Origin of the sequence: Streptomyces asiaticus (genome assembly GCF_018138715.1) — a bacterium.
Taxonomy (GTDB): domain Bacteria; phylum Actinomycetota; class Actinomycetes; order Streptomycetales; family Streptomycetaceae; genus Streptomyces; species Streptomyces asiaticus.
This window is the reverse complement of sequence record NZ_JAGSHX010000006.1, coordinates 681,640-705,163: the sequence shown is the minus strand read 5'-3', so window position 1 is coordinate 705,163 and position 23,524 is coordinate 681,640. Positions and strand designations below refer to the sequence as shown.

Here is a 23,524-nt window from a genome sequence, read left to right as displayed (position 1 = left end):
CGAAGTGATCAGGACGCTGGGGAATCCCCGCCGCCCCGCAGCCACGCGTCCTCGGCCGCGTAGTCGAACAGATCGGTCATCGGGTCGTAGGCGGCGGCCATGTCGGGGAAGGCCGTACGCCAGTCCGGGGTGGCCGCCAGCCGCTCCGTCAGCCAGGCGACGGTCGCCGGCAGCGATTCCGCATAGCCGGTCACCGGGCGGTAGCCCAGCTCCCGCTCGGCCGCGGACATGTCGTAGACGAGGGGGTGGGCCAGGCTCCAGGGGGTGCTGCCGACATGCGGATGCGGCGGCTCCCCGTCGACCAGCACCAGCTCGCCGCGCACCTCCAGCACCGCGTCCACGGCGGCGGCGATGTCGGCGACCGTCGGGGCCTGCGGATCGCCCGCGTTGAGCACCCGGGAACCGGGCCGGTGGGCGGCCAGCCGCACCAGCTCCGCGATGTTGTCGACATGCACCGGATGGAACCGGCTGCGGCCGCCGTACGCCAGGATCCGCACCGGCCGCCCGTCCAGCGCCCGTTTGACGAAGTACAGCTCACGGGGGGTGCGGCAGTGCGGGCCGTGGATCGCCCCGGCGCGCAGCACGGTCGTCGGCAGCCGGTCCCCGGCGGCCAGCAGCTCCCGCTCCAGCGCCACCTTACGGCTGCCGTAGCCGTCGCCCGGCGGGACGGTCCGCTGGGACTCGGGGAGCGGCAGCGGATAGCGCGGGGCGCCGTCCGGCCGGTCCTGGGTTCCGAAGCCCCGGCCCTGGTCGTCCTCGTACACCGCTCCGGTGGAGATCACCACCGCCGATCCGATCCGGTCGGCGAGCCCCAGCAACTGCCGTGCGTGCGCCCGGCCGTAGGCGACGCAGTCCAGCACCACATCGCAGCCGTCGCCGACCAGCGCGGCCACCGCGGCGTCGTCGTCCCGGTCCACGGCCACGCTCTCCACCGAGCCGGGCCAGCTCTCGTCGCGGCCCCCGCCGCGCGAGGCGGCCCGCACCCGCCAGCCCTCCTCGGCGAGCGCGCGCACCGCCGCCCGGCCGATCTGTCCCGTCGCCCCGATCACACATGCGTTCCCAGTGCTCATGCCGGGACGCTAAGGGCCCGGGCGGCACGCTGCCCAGACTTCTTCGCCATGAGCAGATTCGCCCTCGGCCGATCATTCACGGTCAAAGACTGAGTGCAGGTGATCGCTTTTTCACGCCCTTTGAATTCACCGTGATGCATTCCGAAGAAAAAAGCATCTTCGATTCATGCGACGGTGAAACCGCTATGCTCCAGGGCCCATGACGGGCTGGTTCATCGCCCGCGTTTTCGCACTCATTTTCTCTTCGCTGTTTTTAAGGATGCCCATGGTTTTCGCCGGCACCTCATCCGGAGGTGGCACGTCACCCGGAGGCCGACGGCCCGCCTCCACGCTCGTATGGGTCATCCCTCCCGCCGCGATGGCGTTCTGCGCGGCGCTGGCCGTCGTCGTGGTCCCCTCCGGGGCGCGGGCCACGGTCGCCTGGTGCGGAGTGGCGGCGACATTCGCCGTGGCCCTCGCGGCGGCCGAGGCGATGCGCCGCGGCCGGCTGATCACCACGCTGCGCACCCGGCTCACCGCCCGGGACGCCGAGCTGCGGCAGCGCCTGGCGGACCAGGAGGCGGAGATCCGGCGGCTGACCCGGGAGGTGCTCCCCGCGACGGTGGCCCGGCTGCGGCGCGGCGCCATGGTGCACGAGGCGATGAAGGACGTCGACTACGCGCCCCGTCTCGACCCGGACTTCGACGCCGCCCACGAGCAACTGCTGCGGTGGGTGCTGGACACCGTGCGGACCGAGGAGGACCTGAGGGACGCGGCCCAGCGGGCGTTCGTCAACATCGCCCGCCGGGTGCAGGCCATCGTCCACCAACAGGCCCAGGACATGCGGGAGATGGAGGACAAGCACGGCGCCGACCCGGACGTCTTCGAGGATCTGCTCCACCTGGACCACGGCAACGCCCTCATCGGCCGGCTGGCGGACTCCATCGCGGTCCTGGGCGGCTCCCGCCCGGGCCGTCAGTGGCAGAAGGAGGTGCCGCTGTTCAACGTCTGCCGCGGCGCCATGTCCCGCATCCTCGAGTACGAGCGGGTGGATCTGCACTCGGTGGCGGACGTCGCCATCGTCGGCCCCTCGGTGGAGCCGCTGATCCACGCCCTCGCCGAACTGCTGGACAACGCCACCCGCTACTCGCCGCCCAAGACCCGGGTGCACCTGACCGCGATCGAGGTCCAGTCCGGGGTCGCGATCGAGATCGAGGACGCCGGGGTGGGCCTGTCGGAGGAGGCGCGCAGACGCACCGACGCGGTGCTGCTCCAGGCGGCCACCGGATTCGACCTCAACGACCTCGGCGAGACACCGCGGCTCGGCCTGGCCGTGGTCGGCAGGCTCGCCGTGCGGTACCGCTTCCAGGTCTCGCTGCGGCCCTCGGCGTACGGCGGGGTGCGCGCGGTGCTGGTCGTACCGCAGGACATCATCTGCCCCACCCCCGCGCCCGGCGGCGCCATCGCCCGCGCGGCCAAACTGCCCCCGCCCAAGCCCATCAAGCGGGCCACCCCGCTGCCGTCGCCCACCCGCACCGGCCCGGTGGCGCAGGGCCGCCCCGGCCCCGGCTTCCGGCAGAACGGCGCCGGACTCCCGCAGCGCCGCCGCCGGATGCCCATGGTCGCCCCGGCCCCCTCGTCGTTCCGCGTCGACTCCGCGCCCCCGGCGGCGCCCGCCCCGCCCCGCCAGCCGGTACAGCCGGGGATCTGGCTGGACGCCTTCACCAAGGGGCTCAACGGTGAGCCGCTCCCGGCGGCGGACGCCGCCACGGACCCACCGGACCCCCGGAAGTCCCCCCACACCCCGGACAGCTCGAGCAACCCGAACACGTCGGACAAGGATGAGTAGGCAAGTGACGCAACCGCGGTTCAACATGGACTGGATGCTCCGGGACCTGGCGTCCAGCGTTCCGGAGACCCGGCACGTGGTCCTGCTGTCCTCGGACGGCCTGTGCATGGCCCAGGTCGGCACGGACAAGGACACCGCCGACCGCCTGGCCGCCGCCTGCGCCGGGCTACAGAGCCTCTCCGGTGCGATCGCCGCCGAATTCCCCGAGGGGGACGGCCGGATGCGGCTGGTCGTCATCGAGGTCGACGGCGGGTTCTTCTATCTGATGGCGGCCGGTACCAGCTCGTATCTGGCGGTGCTCGCCGAGGACAGCGTGGACGCCGGGCTGATGGGCCAGTGCATGAGAGACCTCGTCGCCCGGCTCGGGGAGCACCTCAGCAGCCCGCCGCGGGTCGACGGACGCGTGACATGAGCGAGCCCGGCAAGCCGTGGGACGAGGGCGGCCCGGAGCGGCTCTACACCGTGAGCCGCGGCCGCGCGCCGCAGGAACCCCGGCACCGGCCCGTCGAGCTCGTCAGCCTGATCGTGGCGCGCGCAGAACCGGAGCCGGGGACCGCCCCCGAGGCCGCGGCCGTGCTGAGGATGTGCCAGTTCCCGCTCTCGGTGGCCGAGATCTCCGCGTATCTGGTCCTGCCCGTCTCCACCGTCACCGTGCTCCTCGCGGGGCTGCTGCGGGAGGACCGGGTGGAGGTCAGGGCGCCGGTCCCGGCCGCCGTGCTGCCCGACCCCGAACTGCTCCAGGCGGTGATGCATGGACTACAGAACCTCTGAGGGAATCACCGGACCGCGCAGCGAGGACACCCTCCCGGCCTCCGCCGCCGCCGCGGTCAAGGTGGTGATCGTCGGCGGCTTCGGCGTCGGCAAGACCACCATGGTCGGCTCGGTGAGCGAGATCCGCCCGCTGACCACCGAGGAGACCATGACCCAGGCCGGGGTCGGCGTCGACGACATCGCGGGGATCGAGCGCAAGACCGAGACCACCGTCGCGATGGACTTCGGCCGGATCAGCCTCAACGAACGGCTGGTGCTCTATCTGTTCGGCACCCCCGGCCAGGAGCGGTTCTGGTTCCTGTGGAACGGCCTCTTCGAGGGTGCCCTGGGCGCCGTCGTCCTGATCGACACCCGCCGTCTGGAGGTCAGCTTCGACGCGGTCGGGCGGCTCGAGGAGCGCGGGGTGCCCTTCGTGGTCGCGGTCAACGCCTTCCCCGAGGCCCCCGTCCACCCCATGGCGGAGCTGCGCGCGGCCATGGACCTGCCCGACTCCGTACCGATGATCGACTGCGATGCCCGCGACCGGGCCTCCAGCCGCGACACCCTCCTCGCCCTCGTACGCCATCTGCAATCCCTCCACACCGTGACCCCGGAGACACCGTGACTCCTCATCCCGACGGCCCCGGCACCGGGCCCGCCGATCCGCCGCTCACCCGGTGCCCCGTCCACACCGCGCTCCACGGAGACGGCGCTCTGGTGGACCTCCTCGGGCCCGAGAACGAGAAGGACCCGATGGGGCTGTACGAGCGGCTGCGCGCCGAGCACGGCCCGGTGGCCCCCATCGTGCTCGACGGTGGCATACCGGCCTGGCTGCTGCTGGGCTACCGCGAGAACCTGGAGGTCTCCCGCACCCCCTCCCGCTTCTCCCGCGACTCCCGCCACTGGCACGCCTGGAAGGACGGCAGGATCGGCGCCGACTCGCCCCTGCTGCCGGTGGTCGGCTGGCAGCCCATGTGCACCTTCGCCGACGGCGACGAGCACGAGCGGCTGCGGGCCGCGCTCACCGAGTCCATGGGGCGCTTCGACCGCCGCGGGATCCGCCGCCATGTCACCCGCTTCACCCACCAGCTGGTGAACGACTTCTGCGCCGACGGGGGCGCGGAAATGGTCACCGCCTTCGCCCAGCAGCTGCCCATGCTCGTCCTCACCCAACTGCTGGGCATGCCCGACGAGTACGGCCCACGGCTGGTCGAGGCCACCCGGGACCTGATGAAGGGCACCGAGACGGCCCTGCGCAGCGACGCGTACGTCACCGAAGCCCTCAAGGGCCTGGTGGACCGCAGGCGCGCTGAACCCGGCGAGGACCTGGCGTCCTGGCTGCTGGCCCACCCCTCCGGCCTCACCGAGGAGGAGGTGGTCCAGCATCTGCGGCTGGTGCTGCTCACCGGCAACGAGACCACCACCAATCTGATGGCCAACACGCTGCGCATGGTCCTCACCGACCCGCGCTTCCGCGCGTCCCTGGCCGGCGGCCATATGACGCTGCCGGACGCCATCGAGCACGTGCTGTGGAACGAGCCCCCGCTCACGGTCGTGCCCGGCCGCTGGGCCACCGGCGACACCGAGCTGGGCGGTCAGCGGATCAAGGCCGGCGACATGCTGCTGCTGGGGCTGGCCGCCGGGAACGTCGACCCGGCCATCCGCCCCGACATCGCCGCGCCCATGTACGGCAACCGGTCCCATCTCGCCTTCAGCGGCGGCCCCCATGAATGCCCGGGGCAGGACATCGGCCGCGCCATCACGGACACCGCCATCGACACCCTGCTGCTGCGCCTGCCCGATCTGCGGCTGGCCGTGGACGAGACCGAGCTGACCTGGCTCTCGTCCTGGATCTCCCGCCACCTTGTGGAGCTGCCGGTGGAGTTCATGCCCCGGCGCCCCGAGCCGGACATCATGGACCTCCCCGTCGAGGCCCTGCTCTCCCCCCGGCAGCGGGTGCCGTCGATGGCCGAGGAGACGCCGGCCCCGGTCCTGTCCGGTACCGAGGGGCCAGAGGCGGCGGCCCCCGGGCGCGTCCCGTGGTGGGTGGCGTTATGGCGGTGGCTGCTGGGCAGGCCCCCGGGATCCGCTCCGAAGCGGGCCTCCGCCCGGTAGGACTCAGCCCCGGGCCACCACGACCCCCACGGTCAGCAGTCCGAGCACCACCCAGCTGAACCAGAGCCAGCCGTTGCTCCCCAGAGCCACGGTGTAGGCCGTCACCAGCACCAGACCCCCCACCGTGGCCATCGTCATCGCCTTCGCGGAACCGGGCATCCCCGACCTCCTCACGGCGGTCCCGACGCCCCTTCGTCAGGACCCGGGCCACCCAGGGCCCGGGTCCATGGTCTCGCGCTCCGGGCCCCGGCCGCTACGGGGTGTCCGGCGGGTCTTTCCCCTCCCCGCCCCTTCCCTCAACTGGGGCTCCGCCCCAGACCCCGGGGTCCAGGGGCGGAGCCGCCCACGCGGCGAAGCCGCAAATCGTCAGGTGTCGGGAAGGGGCGGGGAGGGGAAGCATCGATATGCGGCTCCGCCGCGTGGCCCGCCGCAGGCGACAAGATCCGGCGAACCCTCACTGGCTCCGGGACTGGAGCGAGGCCAGATACGCGTTGTACGCCGCGAGCTCCTGGTCGCCGTCCCGGTCCGCGGTGCGGTCGATGCGCCGCGCCTGGCGCTGCTCGGACTTGTACCACTGGTAGACCAGCGCCACCAGCACGATCACCGACGGGATCTCGCTGAAGGCCCAGGCGATACCGCCCGCCCAGGTCTGATCCGACAGCGCGTCGATGCCCAGCGAGGCGGGCGGGTGCTTGTACGCGCCGACCATGGGCTCGGACGCCATCATCAGCGCGATGCCGAAGAACGCGTGGAACGGCATGCCCGAGAACAGCTCCAGCATCCGCATCACATAGCCGGGCCGGTGCGGGCCCGGGTCCACGCCCATGATCGGCCAGAAGAAGACCAGGCCCACCGCGAGGAAGTGGACCATCATCGCGATATGCCCGGCCTTGCTCTCCATCAGGAAGTCGAAGAGCGGGGTGAAGTACAGCGCGTACAGGCTCGCGATGAACAGCGGGATGGTGAACGCCGGGTGGGTGATGATCCGCATATAGCGGCTGTGCAACAGCGCGACCAGCAGCTCCCGTGGCCCCTTGCGGCCGCGCTCGGCCGCCGGGAGGGCCCGCAGGGTCAGCGTGACCGGCGCGCCCAGCAGCAGCAGGATCGGCGAGACCATGCTGATGATCATGTGCTGCACCATATGGACGCTGAACATGACCATGCCGTAGTCGTTCAGCTTGGTGCACATCGCGACCGCGATGGTCAGCACCCCGAGCACGAAGGAGACCACGCGCCCGACCGGCCAGGCGTCGCCGCGCCGCCGCAGCCGCGCGACGCCCCAGCCGTAAAGACCGAGCGCCAGCACACAGCCGACCAGGAAGAACGGATCGCCGCCGAACTCCAGCCCGCGCGACAGCGTGAACGGCGGCAGATCCATCATCATGCCGTGCCCGCCGTGATCCATCCGGTGCTCCTCCCAGTGCGCACGAAATGTGCTCGCACCAGCCTAGAACCGCATCGATCACAGCACGCACTCGGCCTCGGCGTACCGCTCGGTGGGGACCGTCTTCAGCCGCTCCACGGCCGCGGCGAGCGGCACCAGGGTGATGTCCGTGCCGCGCAGCGCCGTGATCGTGCCGAATTCGCCGCGGTGGGCCGCCTCGACCGCGTGCCAGCCGAAGCGGGTGGCCAGCACCCTGTCGTACGCCGTCGGGGTGCCACCGCGCTGCACATGGCCCAGGATGACCGCCCGGGCCTCCTTGCCGAGCCGCCGCTCCAGCTCCACGGAGAGGTGGCGGGCGATGCCCGCGAAGCGCTCGTGGCCGTAGACGTCCCTGCCGCCGGCCTCGTAGTCCATCGTGCCCTCGCGCGGCTTGGCGCCCTCCGCCACCACCACGATCGCGAACTTCTTGCCCGCCTCGAACCGCGCCCCGACGGTCCCGGCCAGCTCCTCGATGTCGAACGGGCGCTCCGGGACGACGATGGCGTGGGCGCCCGCGGCCATGCCCGAGTGCAGCGCGATCCAGCCGGTGTGCCGCCCCATGACCTCGACGATCAGCACCCGCTGATGGGACTCCGCGGTGGTCTTGAGCCGGTCCAGGGCCTCGGTGGCGACCCCGACCGCGGTGTCGAAGCCGAAGGTCACATCGGTCGAGGCGATGTCGTTGTCGATGGTCTTGGGCACGCCGACGATCGGCAGCCCGGCGTCCGAGAGCAGCCGGGCGGCCTTCAGCGTGCCCTCCCCGCCGATGGGGATGACCGCGTCCAGGCCGAGCTCCGCCACATGGCTCTTGGCCCGCTCCACCCCGTCCCGCAGATGCTCCGGGCGCACCCGGGTGGAGCCGAGGATGGTGCCGCCGAGGGCCAGGATGCCGCTCACGGCGTCCAGGTCCAGCTTGCGGTAGTCGCACTCCAGCAGGCCCTTCCAGCCGTCCTGGAAGCCGATCACCTCATCGCCGTGGTCGACGGTGGCGCGGTGGACGACTGACCTGATGACCGCGTTCAGGCCGGGGCAGTCGCCGCCGGACGTGAGCACACCAATGCGCATGGCACGCATACCTCTGTCTGAGATGGGGCCGACGGCCGGACCGCGTCGTCCGGCGGGACCCCGCCACCCTACAAGCGGGCGGGTGGCGGGGGCGCGCTCGACGGCCGGATGTCCGCCATGCGGTCACCCTGCGCTCGAACGGCGTCTGAGCTGCGCTCGAGCGAGCGGGGCGCGGCTCAGGCGGGCTGGGTCGCCGCCGCGATCCGCTCGTTGCGCAGCGCCTCGTACCACTGGTCGTTGACCGGCGGCAGCGCGTTCACATCGAGGGCCAGCTTCAGCAGGTGGTCCGCGATGTGCGGGTTGCGGGCCATCACCGGGCCGTGCATGTACGTCCCGAAGACGGTGTCGCTGTACGCGCCCTCGAAGCCGTCCCCGGTGCCGTTTCCGTTGCCGAACCGGACCCGGGCGAAGGGGCGGGCGGTCGGGCCCAGGTGGGTGACGCCCTGGTGGTTCTCGAAGCCGGTCAGCGGGGGCAGCGCCAGCCGCTCGTCGATGTCGGCCAGCACGTCCCCGACGCACCGGGCGCCCTCGCCGCGGGTGCTGACCACGTCCAGCAGCCCCAGGCCCTGCTGGCGCTGGCCGAGGTCGTTGACGAACTCATGGCCGAGGATCTGGTACCCGGCGCACACCGAGAAGACGATCGCCCCGTTGGCCACCGCCCGGTTCAGCCCGCCGTCGCGGATCAGCCGCTCGGCGGCCAGCCGCTGCGGGCGGTCCTCGCCGCCGCCGATCAGATAGATGTCCCCGGAGGTGGGGATCTGCTGGTCGGAGCGGACGTCCAGGCGGGAGACCTCCAGCCCGCGCTGCCGCGCCCGGCGCTCCACCACCAGGGTGTTGCCCTGGTCGCCGTACGTGCTCAGCAGGTCGGGGTAGACCCACACCAGACGCAGGCCGTTCTGGCTCGTGCTACGCATCTTCGTGCCTCTCGATACGGGGGTCAGTTGCCGACCCGGCGGCGCAGGTCCTGGAACGCGGTGTAGTTGGCGATCACCTCGATGCGGCCGGGCGGGGAGATCCGCACCGCCTCGTCCGCGTCCGCGCAGACCCGGAAGTCCAGCCCGGCGACCTCCAGGCGCACCGCGAGGTCCAGCTTGCGGTCGCCGATCAGGCAGATCGGGTGCCCGGCGAGCCGGGTGTAGTCCACGTCCCACAGCCAGGAGGTGTCGGTGCCGTCGGCGCCGCGCGCGTTCACCGAGAGGATCACCGGGGTGGGCGGCGGGTCGATCAGCGAGAAGGTCTCCAGCCAGCCGGCCGGGTTCTTGGCCAGCAGCAGCCGCAGCTGGCGCTCCTGGAAGGTGACCACGTCATACCGGCCGGCCACGGCCTGGACCTGGTACATCCGCTCCAGCGCGACCTGCGGGGGCACCCCGAAGGTGGCGGCGACGGCGGCCGAGGTGGCCGCGTTGGCCTTGTTGGCGCGGCCGGGGAGCTGGAGCTGGATGGGCCAGGCGGCGCCGTGCGGGTCCAGGACGTAGTCGCCGTTCAGCGCCCAGCTGGGGACCGGACGGCGGAAGCCGCACTCCCCGCAGACCCAGTCGTCCCCCGGGCGCTGGAGCACACCGCCGCAGGACGGGCAGGACCAGGCGTCGTCCTTCCACTCCTGCCCGGCCGCGACCCACACCACATTGGGGCTGGAGGAGGCGGCCCAGACGATCAGCGGGTCGTCGGCGTTGGCGATCACGACCGCCTTGGAGCCGGTCAGGCCCTCGCGCCACTTCTCGGCGAGCATCCGGGTCTCGGCGGCGCGGTCGAGCTGGTCACGGGAGAGGTTGAGGAGCGCGATGGCCTTGGGCTCGGTGTCGCGCGCCACACCGGCGAGGTACTTCTCGTCGACCTCGATGACGCCGTAGCGGGCATCGGAGCCGCCCGCCAGGGCCGAGGTGATACCGGCCGGCATATTGGCGCCCAGCGCGTTGGAGACGACCGGGCCGGCCGCCCGCAGCGCCTCGGCGATGAGCCGGGTGGTCGTGGTCTTGCCGTTGGTCGCCGACACCAGGATGACGTCCAGGTGCTGCGCCAGCCTGCCCAGCAGATCGGGGTCGAGCCGCAGGGCCACCTTGCCGCCGATCACCGATCCACTGCCGCGGCCCGCGGCCCGCGACACCGCCGCCGCGGCCTTGCCCGCCGTCACGGCCAGCTTGGCCCGCGGTGACAGCGGCTCCGAGTTGCCTGCCATCGTCTTCTCGATCCTCCTCGCATACCGGCGCCGCTCCTGCCCCCCGAGGCGCCGGTGGTACGCCCCCTCCGTGCCGCGTCGCCGGCCGGGAGGCCACGGTCGGAGAGCAGCCTATCGAGATCCGGCGGCTGTCCCGAATTCCGGCCGCGCGCGCGGGGCCCACCTCACCGGCGCCGTAAGCTTGGCTGCCATGCGACATGGCGTGATCCCGGGCAGCCGCGGAGCGGTGCGGCCCCTGCGTCTCCTCGGCGATCCGGCGTTGCGCGCGCCGTGCGAGGAGGTCACCGCGTTCGACGCCGAGCTGGCCCTGCTGATCGAGGACATGTACGCCACGATGTACGCGGCCCACGGGGTGGGCCTCGCGGCCAATCAGATCGGTGTGGGGCTGCGGGTCTTCGTCTTCGACTGCCCGGACGACGAGGACCACCGCCATCTGGGGCATGTGGTCAACCCCCGGCCGGTCGCGGCCGACGGGGTGACGGTGCGCGGGCCGGAGGGCTGTCTGTCGCTGCCGGGCGTCGAGGCGGGCACCCCGCGCCACGACCACGTGGTGATCGAGGGCGTGACGATGACCGGGGAGCCGGTGCGGATCGAGGGCACGGGCTTCTTCGCGCGCTGTCTTCAGCACGAGTGTGACCATCTGGACGGCGGGCTGTTCATCGACCGGCTCACCGGGCTGCGGCGGCGCAGGGCGCTGCGCGCGATCCGCCGCGCCCCCTGGACCCATTCCAGCCCCTCCGGTTCCAGCCCCTCCGGCGTCTGAGGAGCGGGGTCTGGGGCGGAGCCCCAGTTGAGGGAAGGGGCGGGGAGCTGCCGGGGTCTCAGAATCCCGGTGCGCCGACCCGGTCGTCCGCCAGCGACAGCCGCCCCCACAGCAGATCGGTGAGATGGTGCACCAACTGGCCGCGTGCGCAGGGGCGGTCGCGCAGCCACCAGTCACCGGCCGCGTGCATCATGCCGACGATCCCATGGCCCCAGACCCGGGCCACCTCGTCGCCGCCGGGGCCCAGCTCCACCCGCTCGGCGATCACCGTGGCCAGCTCCTCGCCGAGCCGCCGCAGCAGCGGGGCGGAGTGGTGGCCGACGTCGAAGCTCTGCTCCGGCTCCTGCTGGCCGTGGTCGGCCGGGTGCATCAGGAAGCGGTACACCTGGGGCCGGGCCTCGATCGCGGCCAGATAGGTGTCCAGCGTGGCCTCCACGCGCTGCCTACGGTCGTCGGCGGGCGCGTCCAGGGCCGCGCGCAGCGAGGCGAGCAGGGCGTCGGTGTGACGCTTGGCGAGGGCGCGGTACAGTCCGCCCTTGTCACCGAAGTGGCGGTACAGAATGGGCTTGGTGATGCCCGCTTCGGCGGCGATGGCGTTCATCGAGGCCTCTGGTCCGTCGCGCAACACCACCCGGTCCGCGGCCTCCAGCAGCTCCTTGCGCCTCTGCTGGGCCGTCTGCCGCTGGTCGTCCCGCTGGCTGGTCCCGGTCCGCATGCGTTGCCTCCCCGCCCCCGATGTCGTACTCGCGCCTTCGCGCCTCGCGCTTCCCTGCGCGATCGCGCTGCGCGCTGAAGCGCAACGTAACACCCGAGGGGGAGCGGGGCCCGCGTGCCCGGGGGAGTTGACATCGCCTACTGGGCGGTAACAGACTGCTGTTACCGCAGGTAATAAGCACGTGGAGGGGTCATGGCGGAGTTCTCGTTCGAGCTCGACGACGATCAGAAGGCGGTGCGCGACTGGATCCACGGCTTCGCCGCGGACGTCATGCGCCCGGCCGCCGCCGAATGGGACGAGCGCGAGGAGACCCCCTGGCCGATTATCCAGGAGGCCGCCAAGATCGGCCTGTACTCCCTGGACTTCTACGCCCAGCAGTACTTCGATCCCACGGGCCTCGGCATCCCGATGACCATGGAGGAGCTGTTCTGGGGCGACGCGGGCATCGCCCTGTCCATCGTCGGCACCGGCCTCGCCGCCGTCGGCGTCCTCGCCAACGGCACCGAGGAGCAGATCGGCACCTGGATCCCGCAGATGTACGGCGACGCCGACGATGTGAAGGTCGCCGCCTTCTGCTCCTCCGAGCCCGACGCGGGCTCCGACGTCGGCTCGATGCGCACCCGCGCCGTCTACGACGAGGCCAAGGACGAATGGGTGCTGAACGGCACCAAGACCTGGGCCACCAACGGCGGTATCGCCAATGTCCACGTGGTGGTCGCGGTCGTCGACCCCGACCTCGGCTCCAAGGGCCACGCCTCGTTCATCATCCCGCCCGGCACCCCCGGTCTTTCCCAGGGCCAGAAGTTCAAGAAGCACGGCATCCGCGCCTCGCACACCGCCGAAGTGGTCCTCGACCAGGTGCGGGTGCCCGGCAGCTGCCTGCTCGGGGGCAAGGAGAAGCTGGACGAACGCCTCGCACGCGCCCGGGAGCGGGCCAAGTCGGGCGGGGAGCGGCTGAAGAACGCCGCCATGGCCACCTTCGAGGCGTCCCGCCCGGCCGTCGGCGCCATGGCGGTCGGCACCGCCCGCGCCGCGTACGAGGTCGCGCTCGACTACGCCAAGACCCGGGAGCAGTTCGGCCGTCCCATCATCGACAACCAGGGTGTCGCCTTCCAGCTCGCCGATATGCGCACCCGGATCGACGCCGCGCGGCTGATGGTGTGGCGCGCGTCGTGGATGGCCGTGAACGGCCGGCCCTTCGAGTCGGCCGAGGGCTCGATGTCCAAGCTGTTCGCCAGTGAGACCGCCAAGCAGGTCACCGCCCAGGCGGTGCAGATCCTCGGCGGCAACGGCTTCACCCGCGAGTACCCGGTCGAGCGGATGCACCGCGACGCCGCCATCTACACCATCTTCGAGGGCACCAGCGAGATCCAGCGCCTGGTCATCGCCCGCACCCTGTCCGGCGTCCAGATTCGCTGAGCAGATCGGCGAAAGTCGGCTCCGGTTCGGGAGGCGCCCTGAAGGGGCGCGGGGCTGTGTCGATGTGCGGCTCCGCCGCGCGGGCGCGACCGGCCACGACGGCGCCGCAGACGATCGACAACAGGTCAGACCCCCGCGCCGAAACGCCGCTTCCGGGAGGCAAACGCGGTCAGCAGCGCGCGGAGCTCCTCAGCGGTGAAGTCGGGCCACAGGGTGTCCACGAAGAAGAGCTCCGCGTAGGCCGCCCGCCAGAGCATGAAGTTGGAGATGCGCTGCTCCCCGGAGGTGCGCACCAGCATGTCGATGTCCGGCAGATCGGCGTGCGGCAGATGGCGGGTGAACAGCGCCTCGTCGATGGCCCCGGGGTCCAGCGCGCCGTCCGCCGAGGCGCGGGCCAGTGAGGTGGCGGCGCGGGCGATCTCCTCCCGGCCGCCGTGGTTGAAGCAGAAGGCCAGCGTCATGGCGCGGTTGTCGCGGGTGTCGTCCTCCGCGCGGCGCAGCGCGGCCAGGGTGGCCCGGGGGAGCCGGGCCTCCGAGCCCAGCCAGCGCAGCCGCACCCCCCGCTCGCCGTAGCCCCGGAAGACATCCGCCAGCTGGGCGGTGAGCCGCATCAGGGCGGCCACCTCGCCGCGCGGCCGGTTCCAGTTCTCGGTGGAGAAGAAGAACAGCGACAGGTGTTCGATGCCCTCCTCCAGGGCCGTGTCCACCACCCGCGGCAGCGCGAGCACCCCCGCCTGATGGCCACGGGTGCGGGAGAGGCCGCGCAGGGCGGCCCAGCGGCCGTTGCCGTCCATGATGATGGCCAGGTGCCGCGGCCGCCCCGGCGCCTCGTCCTGGGGGCCGCGGCGCTGCCGTACGACGGCGGGGGCACCGGCGACCGACGCCCGCAGCAGCCGCTTGACGGAGGGCACTCTCCAGGCCCCGACCTCGAACACCCGCGCGTCCCTCCGCCTCGCTTCCCGGCGCCGTGTCTGACGACGCGACGGGGGCGGGGGTTACCTCCCCGGTGGCCGAACCATTCGTTTGGTCGTCACCATTCGTTTGGTCGTCACCATCGTCACGGCTTGCGCGCCACGCCCCCGTGGACATCGGTGGTCTCGATATCCGTCTCGGAGGGGGCCGGGCGCCACAGCGGACACGACACGATACCGGGCTCGATCAGCTCCAGGCCCTCGTAGTAGCGGCTGATCTGCTCGACGCTGCGCAGCACGTACGGCACGGCGCCGGTGTCGTCGTAGCCCTGCTGGGCCTGCTTGAGCGCCTGGTCGGTGTCGGTGCTGTCGTAGTGCACGAAGTAGCTGCCGGACGGTAAGGCGGCCTGGAGCCGCCGCACGATCGACACCGACTCGTCGTAGTTCTGGATGTGGCCGAGGATGCCCATCAGCATCAGGGCGATGGGCCGGTCGAAGTCGAGCGTCTTCGACGCGGCCGCCAGGATCCGCTCGGGTTCGTGCAGATCGGCGTCGATGTAGTCGGTCACCCCCTCGCGGGTGCTGGTGAGCAGCGCCTGGGCGTGCCGGAGCACCAGGGGGTCATTGTCCACGTAGACGATGCGGGCCTCGGGCGCCACCCGCTGGGCCACCTGGTGGGTGTTGTCGTAGGTGGGCAGCCCGGTGCCGATGTCCAGGAACTGCCGGATCCCGCATGCGCCCGCCACATGGGTGACGGTGCGGATGAGGTACGCGCGCGAGGCGCGGGCCATGGTCTCGATGTTCGGGGCGACCTCCCGGTACTCGTCACCGGCGATCCGGTCGACCTCGTAGTTGTCCTTGCCGCCCATCCAGTAGTTCCAGATCCGGGCCGAATGCGGCACCGTGGTGTCGATCTTGGTCAGGGCCTGCTGGTCGGGGGTGGACGAGCCGTCTGTCATAGCGCCAGTCTCCTGCCGTGCGGATGCGATTCGCGGGGCACCAACTTAGGGCCGGTGCCGGGGAGTTCAGCTCTGCTCGGCGAACGGTCCGGGGGAGCGGATGCGGGGGAAGGGCCGGGCGAACGAGGCCACCGGGGGCTCCGGTGCCGCCTCGCCGTGGCCCGGATCCGGGTCCGGGCCGCCGCCGGAGGCCGGCCGCTCCTCGACGGTGAGCACCGGGGCGTGTTCGGCGAGGGTGGAAAAGGCGTGGTCATAGCCGGTGACGGCGGCGTCGATCTCCGCCAGGGCCGCTGCCGAGGCGCCGCGCGCGGCCAGCCGGTCCTCCAGTACGTGCACCGGGGCGGTCACATGGACGAAGGCGCCGTGGCGCTCGGCCACCGCCTCGGCGAAGTCGAACGCCTGAATCCACGTCACCCGGGAGTGGCCCCGGCGCAGCGGCCCGTAGACGAGCTCACCGACCAGCCCGGCGTCGACCGCGAGCGCTCCGTCGCGCTGGAGGAGTTCGCGGTACGGCCGGACCGGGTCGACATGGGGGAGTTCGCGGGAGGCGCGGGTGACGGTGTAGCCGTGCCGGCGGGCGAGACCGGTCAGCAGCGCGTCCCTGTCGACTCCGTCGCAGCCCTCGACGATCAGGGTGCGGTGTTGTGTCACCGCGTGGTCGAGGTTCATTACGGCATCCTGTCGGTCCCATGGGCTCTGCACATCTGCAAGGGGGACGACACCGCCGCCCGCCACGGCGTCTTCAGTGTGCGTGGCGGGACGGCGGGGACGGGAGTGCGGTGCGGGGTTGTGCGGTTGTGCGGGCGTAGTGGTTTTCGGGGAGTTTCGGGAAACCGGCCGTGGACGGCCCGCTCTAGGAGATGAGGAAGTCCGCTTCGCCGGCCTTCGCCGCCTCCAGGAAGGACGCCACCTCCGAGCGGGTGTAGATCAGCGCGGGCCCGGCCGGGTCGGTGGACTGGCGCAGCGCGATCCGCCCGTCCGGCAGTCGCTTGGCCTCGATGCAGGTGCCGCCGTTGGACCCGCTCCAGGGCTTCTCCCAGCCCTCCGTGCCCAGGTCCGTGGCCGGCATTCCGGTGTAGACGGGGTCATGCATCTCAGTGCTCCTTACGCAGTTCGGCCAGGATGGTGCTGGAGTCGCCGATCGGCTCGGCCTGGACCGTCATCCGGTCCAGGACCTCGAGATAGGCGACGACTTCGGCCGGCTTGTCCACATAGACCGCCCCGGTGAGGCTCTCGGTGTAGACGACGTCCGGCAGTTCGGAGAATCCGAAGCGGAAGTAGTGGAAGGGGCCGAACGCCCCGGGGTGCGGTCCCGCCGCGAACCGCATGATCTGAAGCCTGACCTTGGGGATGTCCAAGGTGTCGATGAGGTGGTCGATCTGGTCGCGCATCACCCGCGAGCCGCCGACCGGGCGGTGCAGCACCGTCTCGTCGAGGATGGCCCAGATGGTCGGCGCCTCCGGCTTGGTGAGCAGGCTCTGGCGCTTGACCCGCAGCGCGATCCGGCGCTCCAGCTCCTCCTCGGTGTCACGCGGGAAGCCCATGCGTAGCACCGCTCGCGCGTAGTCCTCCGTCTGGAGCAGCCCGGGTACGTAGTGGGGCTCGTACGCGCGAATGACGGTGGCCTCATTTTCGAGGCTTACGTAAACACTGAACCAGTCCGGAAGCACATCGCGGAACTGATGCCACCAGCCGGGCTGGTTGGCCTCGCGTGCCAGAGCGAGGAAATCCTCCATCTCCGGACCGCGGACGCCGTAGTTCCGGAGCAGCTCCTTCAGATACGGAATCTTGAGGCCGACTTCCGCCTTTTCCATCCTGCGCACGGTCAACGGGGTGACCTCGATGGCTTTCGCGGCTTCCTCGAATGACACCTTCGCCCGCTCGCGCAGATGCCGCAGACGCTTGCCCAGGACTCTCCGCAAGACAGTGGGGGCGGCGCCGGCCGGCCGTGCCTCGCTCACGTCCGCCTCCCGTAGGAATGGCTGTCATATGCCTGCACAGTGTGCCACGCGATAGATGACACTGACAGAGCGAGCGGAACGCTTTGAAATTATCAGAACGAAGGTTGCGGGGTGACGGCTTCACCACGCATAGTGAGCGCGTGACCCATCTCACCCTCGATGGCGAGGGCTCCCAACCACCCATGTCCACAACGTCGTTGAGGCCCCCGGCCGACCGGTGGGCGGCGGGCGACGGGGATCCCAGAGACCGCCGTGGCTCGAAACGGGGACGGTCACGGTGACGCATCAGGCACAGCCGGTAAGCGGGCGCCAAGCCACCGTGGCCAACAGCGCGTTGGCCGCCGCCCTGAAGGAATCCGGGTGCTCCTACGCCTCATTGGCCCTGCGGGTCAATGAACTGGGCCGTAGGCAGGGGCGCGAGTCGAACTACGACAAGGCGTCCGTCACCCGCTGGCTGCAAGGCGGACAGCCGCGCGGCACCACGCCGGAGCTGATCGCCGCCGTGCTCTCCCACCGGCTCGGCAGGCCCGTGGGCCCCGCCGAGCTGGGGTTCATCTCCGACCGACAGCGACCGGTCGTGGCCCGGGCGCTGGCCTACCGGGAGGACGTAAGCGAAACCTTGCACACGCTCGCCGAACTCGGCTCCACCGACATATCCCGCCGCAGCCTGCTGGGTGCGGTGCCCTTCGTCGCCGGCGCGCTGGTGACCCCACAGCGCGAATGGCTGCTGTGGCTGGTCGAGAACCAGGACACCGCCCGGCTCGCACCCGCGGCCGAAGGCGGCCGCGTCGAACAGGTCCACGCGGCGATCAACATGTTCGACGAGATGGACAATCGCTTCGGCGGCGGCCAGGTCCGCGCCAGCATCGTGCTCTATCTCTCGACCGAGGTCGTCCCCATGCTCCAGCAGCGCGGCGCGCCACCGCAGGAGCGGCGCCAGCTGTTCACCGCCGCCGCCAAGCTGGCCGCGATGGCCGGCTGGAGCAGCTATGACAACGCCGAATACGGCTTGGCCCAGCGCTATATGACCCAGGCGCTGCGGCTGTGCGCCGAGGGCGGCGACCGGGTCCTGGGCGGTCAGATCCTGGCCGGCCTGTCCCATCTGGCGACCAACCTGGGCCAGCCCGAGGCGGGGGTCGAGTTGGCCCGGGTCGGTGTCGCCACCGCCAAGCACGCCGGAAGCCCGCTCGGGCTGATGCGGCTGCACGCCATGGCCGCCCGTGGCTACGCCGCACTGGACCAGCCCCGAGAGACGTCCAAGTCGCTGCGTACGGCCGAGGCCCAACTGGCCGCCAGCCAGGGGCCCGAGCAGGAGTCGCCCTGGGTGCGCTTCCTCGACCACCACTATCTGGCCGCCGAGGCGGCGCTGTGCTTCCGCGACCTGGGCAATGCCACGGACGCCGAGCACGCCGCCGCCGAATCCGTGCGCGCCAACGCCGACCGGCGTCGGCGCCAGGCCATCAGCAGATCCGTGCTGGCCACGGCCTACCTCCAGCAGAACCGGCTGGACGAGGCCGTGGGCACCGCGGGCGAGGCACTCGACACGCTCAGCGGGGTGCACAGCGAGCGCTCGATCCAGGCGCTGCGCGACTTCCGCACCCGGCTGCGGCCGCACCGCGGGGAGCCCATGGTCAGGGAGTTCGAGCAGCGCTCCCGGACCGTGCTGGGCGTGGCCGCCTGAGGCATCCGGCCTCGGGGCCTCGCCCCGCCGGAGCCTCGAGTGAAGTCTCCGGCCGCTCCGTGTGAGCGGCCGGTGGCGTGTCCGGAGCGCCTCCGCTCGGGGGAGCGCCGGGGGCAGAGCCTGTGTCATATCCACGGTCGGATCAGCGTGCGTGCCAGGCGTCGCACGCCCGGCCGAGGATATGACACAGGCTCTCAATAGCCTCCCGGCGTGGGGGCGTTCTGGGCTCGGTCCACGGGCAGATGCGCACCGGAGACCCCGCTCGAGGCGTCCGAGAGCAGGAACGCCACGACCTGGGCGACCTCCCGCGGGGTGACCAGTTCACCGCGCGGCAGCTCGGCCGTGAACCGGGCGTAGGCCTCGGGCTCTTCGGTGCGCATCCGGTCCCACCGCTTCCCGGGGATCAGCATGGACCCCGGGGAGACGGCGTTCACCCGGATCCCGTCCGGGCCCAGCTCACGGGCGAGTGAGGCCGCGAGATGGATCTGGGCGGCCTTGGCCGCCCCGTACTGCGCCTGGGGCCCCGGCTTCCAGCCGGAGATGGAGGCGATCACCACCACGGAGCCGCCGCCCGCCCGGCGCAGATGCGGCACCGCGGCCCTCACCAGCCGGGCCGTATGACCGACGTTCATCTCCCAGGTCAGCGACCAGTCCTGGGGACCGGAGTCCTCGATGCCGCGGCCGCGGGCACCGCCGGCGCAGGCCACCACGCCGTCAAGACCGCTGAAACGTATCCCCGCCGCATCCACGAACCGCTCCAGCAGCTCCGGTTCGGTGACGTCCAGCGCACGGGTGAACGGCTCCCCGTGCCCCTCGGCGCCCAGGGACGCCGTGAGGGACCGCAGATGCTCCGGGGTCCGCGCACACGTGGCCAACCGCGCCCCGCCGGCCGCCAGGAGCCGTACGATCTGTTCACCCAGCCCCCGGGAACCCCCGGTCACCAGGACCCGCTTGCCGTCCACACCGGACCGTTCCCCCGGGCCCGGCCGCCCCTCGCGGCCCTCGCTCACGCTTGCCACGTCCGGACCGTACAGCCCGAACCACTACGCCCGTACAACCGGACAACCCCCATGCCCTCTCGCCCGCCGGCCGGTCCAACCGTTTGTCTACTTGAACGGCGACCGATGGCGCTTTGCGCTGCCTTCGAAGGAGGAACCATGCCGGTAACCGGCACTCACCGCGACCGGGCCGTCTCCGTCCGTGGCAGCTGGTCCAGGCGGGTCGGGTGGGGCGTGCGCACCGCCTGTCACCAGCTCAGATGCCACGCCGTCGGTCACCAGAATGCGCTTACCCGCTCACCCGGACATCAATCACCCCATGTGCCCGTATGCCACCAGAGCCCACAGACCGATGAGGACCGTGAGGACCGAGACCGTGAGCCGATCCTGTCCAGGACTGTCGCACCGGCCGGCGTCGGCCGATGAGGAGGGCGAGACGATGGGCCCGAGCCGCGGCGTCGCGGTCTCCGCGGACCGCCCGCGAACCGAGCCGGTTACCGGGCGGGCCGCGCCGGGAACCGATCCGGCCGGCGGCCCGGCCGCCGCGGCGATCCCCGTCCCCTGCTCCGGAGGGGAGAGGACGGTGATCCCGCTGGACACCCGCCGGCTCTTCCGGGCGGAGTTCCCCGCCCTCCCCGACCGCGCCGCCGCGGTGCGCCGGATGGTCGCCGGGCATCTGCGCGACTGGCGGCTCGGCGCGATCGTGGACCATGTCGTCCTCGCCACCAACGAACTGTTCGCCAACGCCGTGGAGCACGGCAGCTCCGGCCCCGCGGACACCGTCACCATCACCGTCTCGCTGGAACGCTTCGGCCGTGAGCTGCGGGTGGAGGTGGCCGACGGCTCGCCGGTGGTCCCGGTCGCCCGCACGCCGGAGCCCACCGAGGAGTCCGGACGGGGGCTGGCCATCGTCGAGGACCTGGCGGCCGACTGGGGCACCGAGCCGCCCGACCCCGGAGTCCGGGGGAAGAAGGTGTGGTTCACCCTGCCACTGGTGGCCACCTCATGAACGCGGGGGCGCGGGGGCAGCGCCGGACGCGGGTCACCGTGGAGACCGACGCGGCCGAATGGCTGCTGTCCGCGAGCGACGACCCCGGGCGGGTGCGGCTCCAGTGGGCCAGCGGCACCGGCCTCGCGGATCTGCCGGTGGGCCCGGTCTTCGACCTGGTGCGGATGTGCGACGACATCGGCACCGCGGTGATCCAGGCGCTGCAACGGCGCGATGCGGCGGGGCCGGTGATGCTGGCCACCGCCAGCCATGTGCTCTCCTTCCTCGTGCCGCCCGGAGCCGCGGCCGAGTGGAAGGTCTGGCTGGCCGGGACGGTGTACGCCCGCCGCCGTACGGTGGCCGCGGCGGGGCCGGGCCGGGTGCTGCGCTGCCCCAGGCCCGGCTGCGTACGGCAGGGCCATGTCTGGCTGATCCGGCCCGGCGGCCCCCTCACCGACAGCCACACCCTGCGCGCCGCCCTCCAGGAGGCCGTCGACCGCCCCGGCCTCCCGGGTGTGCTGTTCCGCTGAGCGCTCCGCTGGAAGTGCCCTGACCTGCCGTCGATCGTCCGCGGCGCCGTCGTGGCTGGTCCCACGCGGCGGAGCCGCATATCGACACAGCCGCGCGGCGGAGCCGCACTTCGACACAGCCCCGCGCCCCTTCGGGGCGCACCGAACGCAGCCGACTTCCGCCGATCCGCCTAGGGTCTGTCGTCAAAGGGGGCGCCCGGCCGCGAGCGGGGGCACCTCCCAGCGGTAGCTGGGGGAGGCTGGTGCGGTCGATCGCAAGGCGGAGCGTCGCCCTCGTTACTTGGGCGTACTCGGGTGACGCGACAACGCGGCGAGCGGCCGTGCCAGGCGTCGGGGCACCAACAGAGTCCCGGCATTGCGTCTAGGGGATGTCCGGCGGACCACGCGGGGGCTTCGCCCCTGGGCCCCGGGGTCTGGGGCGGAGCCCCCACGCGGCGGAGCCGCATATCGATGCTGCGTGGGAAGGGGCGGGGAGGGGAGCAGCCCGCCGCAGGCGTCACGTTCCGTCGGACACCCCGTAGCGGCCCGCCGGAGCCGAGTGGCTTTTCGCTCGCCTCACGGTGATCGTTCGTCACAGGCCAATTCGGTGATGCGCAGCGCGGTGATCGTGGCGCCGAGTCCGCATGCCGCCGCCGCGAGGACGAGGGTCGGCCAGGTGCCCGCCTGCTGGGCCAGGGCTCCGGTGGCCATGGTCCCGGCGGCGATGCCGAGTTCCTCGCCTGCGACCATCCACATCATGGACGCGACGGCCGTGCCACGGGGCGCGTGTGCGTCCAGCAGTTCGAACAGGCAGACGGTCATGGGGGCGAACGCCGCGCCTGCGAGGGTGAGGAGGAGCGCCATGAGCGGGGGTGCCGATATGGCGGCCAGGAGGGCCAGAAGCAGTGCGAGCCAGGTGAGGGTGGTGAGATAGCCGGTGGCGGGCGGGGCCGTGCGGTGGCGGGTGCCGAAGCGTGCGCCGGCGAGTGCGCTGCCCAGGCCCAGGCAGGCGAACATCCAGCCCGCGCCCGCCGCCGAACCACTCTCGGCGGCCCGGGCGGGAAGGCCGACCGTCAGTGCCCCGAGGCAGATTCCGGCGCAGACGTTGGTGAGAAGCAGCAGCCGCAGCGCGGGCGAGCTCAGGACGCCACGGCTGCCGGTGTCCGGGGCGGGGGCTGCGAGGGTGGAGAGGGCCGGAGGGTGTGACATCACCAGGCACGAGCCCGCCACCAGGAGCGCCCCGGCAACGATCACCCCGAGCCGGGGGGACCGTACGGCCGCCGCTGCCGCGACGAGCGGGCCGCAGATCTTGGTCACCTCGGTGAGGACGGCTTCGAGCGCGTAAGCGCCGCGCAGCAGGTCGTGGGGGACGGCCCGCGCCCACAATGAGCGTGTGCTCGCCACGATGGGCGGTGCGCTCGCCCCGGCGAGCGTGCCGGAGAGCACCAGCTGTGTGGTCGCCGTGGCCGTCACCAGACCGGCCACGGCGAGCGCGGTGAGCACGGCCATGACTCCCATGGGCCACCGTTGCCCATGACGGTCCACCAGTCTGCCCCGGAGCGGCGCCGTCACGGTGCCGCCGACGCTCCAGGCCCCGGCCACGATCCCCGCGTCCAGGAACGAGCCCGAAGAGCCGTGTCCGAGCAGGACGGTGGCCAGGGGGAAGATGGCAAAGCGCAGCTTACCGGTGGTGGAGGCGAGCATCAGCCGCCGAGCCGATCCATGACGCATCAGTTCCGCATAGGCGCGCATCGCCGTACGTTCGCGCGTCGCGGCCGAGGTGGTCCAGGGGGCGTGAGATCTGCGGCATGTCCTGGAGTGAGCCCGGAGGCGCGTGCCGGGCTGGGGTCGTTTGTCGTCTGCGGCGCCGTTTCGCGCCTTCGGCGCATTTGAGCATGGGGGCGGCTGGTGGGGGCGCGGGCGGCGTCGCCGGCCGCCGGGCCGGTGGGAGGTCGGGCCCGGTGGCGGCTTCCGCAGTCGGGGGCTCGGGTCGACGCCGGACAACTCCGCCGGGGGTGGGGTACCCCTCTGGAGATTGCTTGACTTATTAGTTGCGCCAGATCAAGTGTTTTTGAGAGGGGTACCCGGAGGGGCCGCGCCCGCAGTCCGGATCGACTCCGGCCCGCGAGCCCGGATGCCGCCACTCGCCCCGCCCCCACCGGCCCGGCGGCCGGCGACGCGGCCCCGGCCCCG

The 23,524-nt window shown here is 72.0% G+C and carries 24 protein-coding genes; 10 read left to right on the top strand and 14 right to left on the bottom strand.

Annotated features, from left to right (window positions below):
* Nucleotides 1-8: 8 nt before the first annotated feature.
* The gene (locus KHP12_RS10310; protein WP_211832596.1) at nt 9-1,070 is read right to left on the bottom strand and encodes an NAD-dependent epimerase/dehydratase family protein; all 1,062 of its coding nucleotides are present in this window, start codon (nt 1,068-1,070) and stop codon (nt 9-11) included.
* 265 nt (nt 1,071-1,335) lie between these two features.
* Here KHP12_RS10310 and KHP12_RS10305 point away from each other — a divergent pair, with 265 nt between their 5' ends.
* From KHP12_RS10305 to KHP12_RS10285, 5 genes are read left to right on the top strand one after another with little or no spacing between them, the layout of a single operon-like run.
* Nucleotides 1,336-2,898 carry a sensor histidine kinase gene (locus tag KHP12_RS10305; RefSeq protein ID WP_210610291.1) on the top strand — a complete coding sequence of 521 codons (1,563 nt, stop codon included), beginning with the start codon at nt 1,336-1,338 and terminating at the stop codon, nt 2,896-2,898.
* A complete protein-coding gene (locus tag KHP12_RS10300) occupies nt 2,891-3,310 on the top strand; it encodes a roadblock/LC7 domain-containing protein (RefSeq protein WP_037959972.1) in 420 nt (139 codons plus the stop codon). Before KHP12_RS10305 ends, KHP12_RS10300 begins: the two co-directional genes overlap by 8 nt.
* Nucleotides 3,307-3,669 carry a DUF742 domain-containing protein gene (locus tag KHP12_RS10295; RefSeq protein ID WP_037959976.1) on the top strand — a complete coding sequence of 121 codons (363 nt, stop codon included), beginning with the start codon at nt 3,307-3,309 and terminating at the stop codon, nt 3,667-3,669. The genes KHP12_RS10300 and KHP12_RS10295 overlap by 4 nt, the downstream gene beginning before the upstream one ends.
* A complete protein-coding gene (locus tag KHP12_RS10290) occupies nt 3,650-4,273 on the top strand; it encodes a GTP-binding protein (RefSeq protein WP_086886479.1) in 624 nt (207 codons plus the stop codon). The genes KHP12_RS10295 and KHP12_RS10290 overlap by 20 nt, the downstream gene beginning before the upstream one ends.
* Nucleotides 4,270-5,763, top strand: a complete 1,494-nt coding sequence (locus KHP12_RS10285) for a cytochrome P450 (RefSeq protein WP_211832594.1) — start codon at nt 4,270-4,272, stop codon at nt 5,761-5,763. Before KHP12_RS10290 ends, KHP12_RS10285 begins: the two co-directional genes overlap by 4 nt.
* A 3-nt stretch (nt 5,764-5,766) precedes the next feature.
* On the opposite strand, the gene KHP12_RS10280 is transcribed toward KHP12_RS10285, so the two are convergent.
* From KHP12_RS10280 to KHP12_RS10260, 5 genes are all read right to left on the bottom strand, one after another.
* Entirely contained in the window at nt 5,767-5,922 is a 156-nt protein-coding gene (locus KHP12_RS10280; RefSeq protein WP_167442820.1) for a hypothetical protein, read from the bottom strand.
* A 295-nt stretch (nt 5,923-6,217) separates the two neighbouring features.
* Entirely contained in the window at nt 6,218-7,168 is a 951-nt protein-coding gene (locus KHP12_RS10275) for a cytochrome c oxidase assembly protein (RefSeq protein WP_086879351.1), read from the bottom strand.
* Between the two features lie 57 nt (nt 7,169-7,225).
* Nucleotides 7,226-8,251 carry a 6-phosphofructokinase gene (locus KHP12_RS10270; RefSeq protein ID WP_211832592.1) on the bottom strand — a complete coding sequence of 342 codons (1,026 nt, stop codon included), beginning with the start codon at nt 8,249-8,251 and terminating at the stop codon, nt 7,226-7,228.
* 176 nt (nt 8,252-8,427) lie between these two features.
* Nucleotides 8,428-9,165, bottom strand: a complete 738-nt coding sequence (locus KHP12_RS10265; protein ID WP_086879352.1) for a type 1 glutamine amidotransferase — start codon at nt 9,163-9,165, stop codon at nt 8,428-8,430.
* 23 nt (nt 9,166-9,188) lie between these two features.
* The gene (locus KHP12_RS10260; protein WP_037959995.1) at nt 9,189-10,427 is read right to left on the bottom strand and encodes a Mur ligase family protein; all 1,239 of its coding nucleotides are present in this window, start codon (nt 10,425-10,427) and stop codon (nt 9,189-9,191) included.
* A gap of 190 nt (nt 10,428-10,617) precedes the next feature.
* Between KHP12_RS10260 and def the strand changes: the two genes are divergently transcribed.
* Nucleotides 10,618-11,190 (top strand): peptide deformylase, encoded by a 573-nt coding sequence (gene def / locus KHP12_RS10255; RefSeq protein WP_086879353.1) that lies wholly within the window; start codon nt 10,618-10,620, stop codon nt 11,188-11,190.
* A 58-nt stretch (nt 11,191-11,248) separates the two neighbouring features.
* Here the strand turns inward: def and KHP12_RS10250 are convergent, their stop codons facing one another.
* Nucleotides 11,249-11,905 (bottom strand): TetR/AcrR family transcriptional regulator, encoded by a 657-nt coding sequence (locus KHP12_RS10250; RefSeq protein WP_086879354.1) that lies wholly within the window; start codon nt 11,903-11,905, stop codon nt 11,249-11,251.
* A 192-nt stretch (nt 11,906-12,097) separates the two neighbouring features.
* Between KHP12_RS10250 and KHP12_RS10245 the strand changes: the two genes are divergently transcribed.
* Nucleotides 12,098-13,324, top strand: a complete 1,227-nt coding sequence (locus KHP12_RS10245) for an acyl-CoA dehydrogenase family protein (protein WP_037960006.1) — start codon at nt 12,098-12,100, stop codon at nt 13,322-13,324.
* Nucleotides 13,325-13,449: 125 nt separating this feature from the next.
* Here KHP12_RS10245 and uppS read toward each other — a convergent pair whose 3' ends face one another.
* The 5 genes from uppS to KHP12_RS10220 all read right to left on the bottom strand — a co-directional run bounded on the left by uppS (nt 13,450) and on the right by KHP12_RS10220 (nt 17,155).
* Nucleotides 13,450-14,259 carry a polyprenyl diphosphate synthase gene (gene uppS, locus KHP12_RS10240; RefSeq protein WP_211832590.1) on the bottom strand — a complete coding sequence of 270 codons (810 nt, stop codon included), beginning with the start codon at nt 14,257-14,259 and terminating at the stop codon, nt 13,450-13,452.
* 122 nt (nt 14,260-14,381) lie between these two features.
* Nucleotides 14,382-15,194, bottom strand: a complete 813-nt coding sequence (locus KHP12_RS10235; protein WP_086879357.1) for an SAM-dependent methyltransferase — start codon at nt 15,192-15,194, stop codon at nt 14,382-14,384.
* A 66-nt stretch (nt 15,195-15,260) separates the two neighbouring features.
* The gene (locus KHP12_RS10230; RefSeq protein ID WP_086879358.1) at nt 15,261-15,863 is read right to left on the bottom strand and encodes a hypothetical protein; all 603 of its coding nucleotides are present in this window, start codon (nt 15,861-15,863) and stop codon (nt 15,261-15,263) included.
* A gap of 184 nt (nt 15,864-16,047) precedes the next feature.
* On the bottom strand, nt 16,048-16,287 hold the full coding sequence (locus KHP12_RS10225; RefSeq protein ID WP_020866552.1) for a DUF397 domain-containing protein: 240 nt from the start codon (nt 16,285-16,287) through the stop codon (nt 16,048-16,050).
* 1 nt (nt 16,288) lies between these two features.
* Complete coding sequence (locus tag KHP12_RS10220; RefSeq protein WP_086879359.1) at nt 16,289-17,155, bottom strand: Sco1979 family transcriptional regulator; 867 nt, start codon at nt 17,153-17,155, stop codon at nt 16,289-16,291.
* A 277-nt stretch (nt 17,156-17,432) separates the two neighbouring features.
* Between KHP12_RS10220 and KHP12_RS10215 the strand changes: the two genes are divergently transcribed.
* Nucleotides 17,433-18,836, top strand: a complete 1,404-nt coding sequence (locus KHP12_RS10215) for an NsdA family TPR-like regulatory protein (protein ID WP_086879360.1) — start codon at nt 17,433-17,435, stop codon at nt 18,834-18,836.
* Between the two features lie 194 nt (nt 18,837-19,030).
* Here KHP12_RS10215 and KHP12_RS10210 read toward each other — a convergent pair whose 3' ends face one another.
* A complete protein-coding gene (locus KHP12_RS10210; protein WP_078559519.1) occupies nt 19,031-19,846 on the bottom strand; it encodes an SDR family NAD(P)-dependent oxidoreductase in 816 nt (271 codons plus the stop codon).
* Between the two features lie 427 nt (nt 19,847-20,273).
* Between KHP12_RS10210 and KHP12_RS10205 the strand changes: the two genes are divergently transcribed.
* Together KHP12_RS10205 and KHP12_RS10200 are read left to right on the top strand one after the other, a co-directional pair.
* On the top strand, nt 20,274-20,843 hold the full coding sequence (locus KHP12_RS10205; protein ID WP_086879361.1) for an ATP-binding protein: 570 nt from the start codon (nt 20,274-20,276) through the stop codon (nt 20,841-20,843).
* Complete coding sequence (locus tag KHP12_RS10200) at nt 20,840-21,352, top strand: hypothetical protein (protein ID WP_086879362.1); 513 nt, start codon at nt 20,840-20,842, stop codon at nt 21,350-21,352. Before KHP12_RS10205 ends, KHP12_RS10200 begins: the two co-directional genes overlap by 4 nt.
* 555 nt (nt 21,353-21,907) lie before the next feature.
* On the opposite strand, the gene KHP12_RS10195 is transcribed toward KHP12_RS10200, so the two are convergent.
* Nucleotides 21,908-23,083, bottom strand: a complete 1,176-nt coding sequence (locus KHP12_RS10195) for an MFS transporter (protein WP_086879363.1) — start codon at nt 23,081-23,083, stop codon at nt 21,908-21,910.
* Nucleotides 23,084-23,524 lie beyond the last annotated feature (441 nt).